Origin of the sequence: Myroides sp. LoEW2-1 (genome assembly GCF_009767705.1) — a bacterium.
Lineage (GTDB): Bacteria > Bacteroidota > Bacteroidia > Flavobacteriales > Flavobacteriaceae > Flavobacterium > Flavobacterium album_A.
In genome coordinates, this window is record NZ_WSPP01000286.1 from 1 (window position 1) to 3,633 (window position 3,633).

Below are 3,633 nucleotides of genomic sequence, written 5' to 3' on the forward strand. Positions count from 1 at the left end.
CCTTCTTACTTTTGTGTTTTGTTCTGTATTCATATACGTCATTTTCACAAATAGTCATTGGAGAAAAAGTGTTACCAAAACAAGGTACACTATTACAAATTCAGAACTTACCTGACCAACCGAACGACTTAACTAATTCCAATAAAGGACTGTTATTACCACGTGTTAATCTGACAGACATAAACAACCTATACCCAATGTTTGCAACAGGGTATAACAAAAGTGTATTAGATCCAATACATATGGGTTTACTCGTTTTTAATGTCAATGAAAACTTAGTTAACGGAAAAGGTATCGGAATTTACGTTTGGGACGGATCTAAATGGACCAATCTAGATCTTAATCTATAATTAAAAAGTGTATCATGTTATTCTGCTGTAATAACATTAAAAAAAAAAGAAAACTTTTGCTATGAAAAATAAATACTTGATTTCCTTCCTCCTATTAATTCTTTTCTTCAGAATAGATGTTTCTGTGGGGCAGGTTACTATGGGAGAATCAGGAGTACCGATGCCAGGCTCTATATTACAACTACAGAATATCGAGTCAAACGCTACGAACTTAATCAACGCAAACAAGGGATTGCTATTACCTCGAGTTAAGCTTACCGATATAAACAATCTTTACCCTATGTTCGCACCAGGGTATGATAAAACAGAACAAGATCTTGCTCATGCAGGCTTACTTGTTTTTAACGTTAATGAGGACCTCTTTAATGGGGACGGAAAAGGTGTTTACAGTTGGAGTGGTAAGAAGTGGAATGGTATAGGGTTAACTCCTCGTTCCATTAATGTCTCACCAAAAATAGTATACTTATCTAAAAACAAACTTACTGGGACAGCCGAAATAGCTCCAAGTATACCAGGGCTTCAATGGGATGAAACAGTGTCTGATATAGAGGACTCTTCTACTATGACTCTTGATTCAAATGGAGATATAAAGAAGATGACCTTTAATCGCTCAAATACAGTTTTTGGGAATAAGACATATACCTTTACCTTAAAAAACAACCCTGATAGAGCTACCGAACTGCAAGTTGCCAACCTTGAGTTAGTGATTAACACTCCTCTTTTTAAAGTTGGTGTAGGAGATAAAAATGGAATTGTACAATCAAGCAACGCTGTTACAGCTCATGGAGGACAAGAAAAATGGGAAGTAATTAGTTATTCTAAAGACGTTTTTAACTGGGATATACCTCCGAAACTAGAAGATGGAAAGTTAACTTTTCAACTAGGTGAGGCTAAGATGGCAGGAAACATAGAAGGCGAAATTATAGTAGCGCATATAGACGACAAATCCTTAACTGGAAAAATTACTGTTAGACAAAACTCTGAGTTCAAAAGACTACCGGATTTCGATTATATTGTAGCTGAACTCTATGCTCAAGATGGAGGTATGAATCCTCAATATGTTTTATTGTGTTTAACGAGTGAAGTTCGCGGCACAGGACATCCAGAAGTTGACTATCAATTCGTAGGATACCAACAAGAACATCCCGATTTAAACGAACCTGTTATTATAATGGAACGCTACGCAAATACAAATAAAAAACCTTCTAAAAAAGTGGAGTTCTTAAGTACCTCTCGACACAGAGAAAGTTATAGTCTTCCCAAATATGCTGTATTAAACATGTCTTTATTGGCTAACGAAATTTTAACATCTGAACACAATAGAGAATTCAAGTTCCAGAGTAGAGCTGCTTGGTTTTGGCCAACACCAAATGCTACGGACGACTCACTAAATAAAGCTACAGTAAGTTACACATTCTACAAAGGAGGTAGGTTAGTTTGGGATGAAGATCAAGATTTCCCTAAAATTGTAGGAGGAATTCTCGTAGATCAATTCTCCAAAAAAGACATAAACGTTCGAAAGGCATCTGGTGAAGAGGATGTAACTGACCCTGCTGTTAGAGATCGTTTAACGCAGCCACTGTATGAAATAGAGTATGACTTCGTGGAAAAAGCGGGATTATTCTTACCGATGGAAGGAGTAAATTAGATTACTATTCACTTTGGGCAAATACCTTAGTCAAGAGAAAACACCGATATAGAGTTTTCGCTTCTAATCTAATGTAACCAATTCACGGATTTAAACTTAGTAAGCATACATACATGCTGTTCTTATACTTGCATGTATAAAATACAAATCAATACTATGAAAAAAATATATACTACAATATTAGCGCTATTAAGCCTTTTCTTATCTATAGATACTGTCAGCGGACAGGTCATCATAGGTAAGCCAGGCATACCTGCACCAGGCTCAATATTACAATTACAAAACTTAGAGACAAATCAAACTGATTTAGAAAATGCCAATAAAGGATTGTTACTTCCAAGGGTTTTCTTAACGGATGTAAACAACCTATATCCTATGTTTTCGACTGGATATGACAAAACCGAATTAGATTCTGCCCATTCGGGACTAATAGTATTTAATACTAACGACAATCTCTTTAATGGAGATGGTAATGGAGTTTATCATTGGAATGGCCGTAAGTGGAGTGGTTTAGGTTTAATTCCTCGCACCATAAATATCTATCCAAAGACCGTCTATTTAACTAAAAACAAAACTAGTGGGACAGCCGAAATAACGCCAAGTGAACCAGGACTTCAATGGGACGAAACAGTGTCTGGTTTAGAAGATTCTTCTACCATGACCTCAAGCTCGAGTGGAAATACGACAACGATGACCTTTAATCGTTCAAATACAGTTTTTGGGAATAAGACATATACCTTTACCTTAAAAAACAACCCTGATAGAGCTACCGAACTACAAGTAGCCAACCTTGAGTTAGTGATTAATAGTCCTCTTTTAAAAGTTGGTGTAGGTCCAGTGGATGGTTTAGTTACCTCTCAGAACGCTGTGTCTGTTTATGGAGGACAAGAGAAATGGGAAATATTGAGTTACTCTAAAGATGTTTTTAATTGGGATATTCCCCCTAAATTAGAAAACGGTAAACTAACTTTTCAATTAGGTGAGGCTAAAAATCCAGGAAATGTAGATGGACAGATTACAGTGGCCCATGTTGATGACCATAATCTTACAGGTACCATAACAGTGAGACAAAACTCAGAGTTTGTACGTTTGCCTGATTTTGATTATATCCTATTAAGTGTTTATGCAGAAGATGGTGATCCTCATTGGAGTAATAACCAATACATACATATTTGCATTTCTTCTGAACTTAGAGGAACAGGAAACGAAGAAGTAGATGATCAATTTGTTGGTTATCGAAAAAAGAGATTATACGATATTGAATACGTAGAGTCTCGTTCTGCCAGTACTAACGCAGCGCCTAATAAGAAAGTTCCTTTCTTATATAGTTCTGGAACTCATACGGGTTCAACAAGAACCGAATATGCTTTATTACATATGAATACACTTACTAAAGACATATTAACTTCTAAAAACAATCGAGAATTTCAATTCCAAACTAGAGCTTCTTGGTATTGGCCAGAATACAGAGCTGATGAGGATGAACAAAATAGAGTAACAACCCGTTGTGCATTATGATTAAGTAATAAAAAGAGTTGTCCATGCTTACAATAAGCAGTAAATTTAAGATCCTACCCAAAAATTCACCTATGGACAACTTGCTTGCAAATTACAAAAGAATCTTAGAAGTTTTAC

The 3,633-nt window shown here is 35.9% G+C and carries 2 protein-coding genes and 1 pseudogene; all 3 read left to right on the plus strand.

The annotated features are described in order from the left end of the window. A pseudogene (locus GOQ24_RS14525) lies at window positions 1-350 on the plus strand (hypothetical protein); the annotation flags it as partial. Between the two features lie 61 nt (window positions 351-411). Next, complete coding sequence (locus tag GOQ24_RS14530) at window positions 412-1,998, plus strand: hypothetical protein (RefSeq protein ID WP_160340017.1); 1,587 nt, start codon at window positions 412-414, stop codon at window positions 1,996-1,998. A 156-nt stretch (window positions 1,999-2,154) separates the two neighbouring features. Further along, entirely contained in the window at window positions 2,155-3,516 is a 1,362-nt protein-coding gene (locus GOQ24_RS14535; protein ID WP_160340018.1) for a hypothetical protein, read from the plus strand. Window positions 3,517-3,633: the final 117 nt, after the last annotated feature.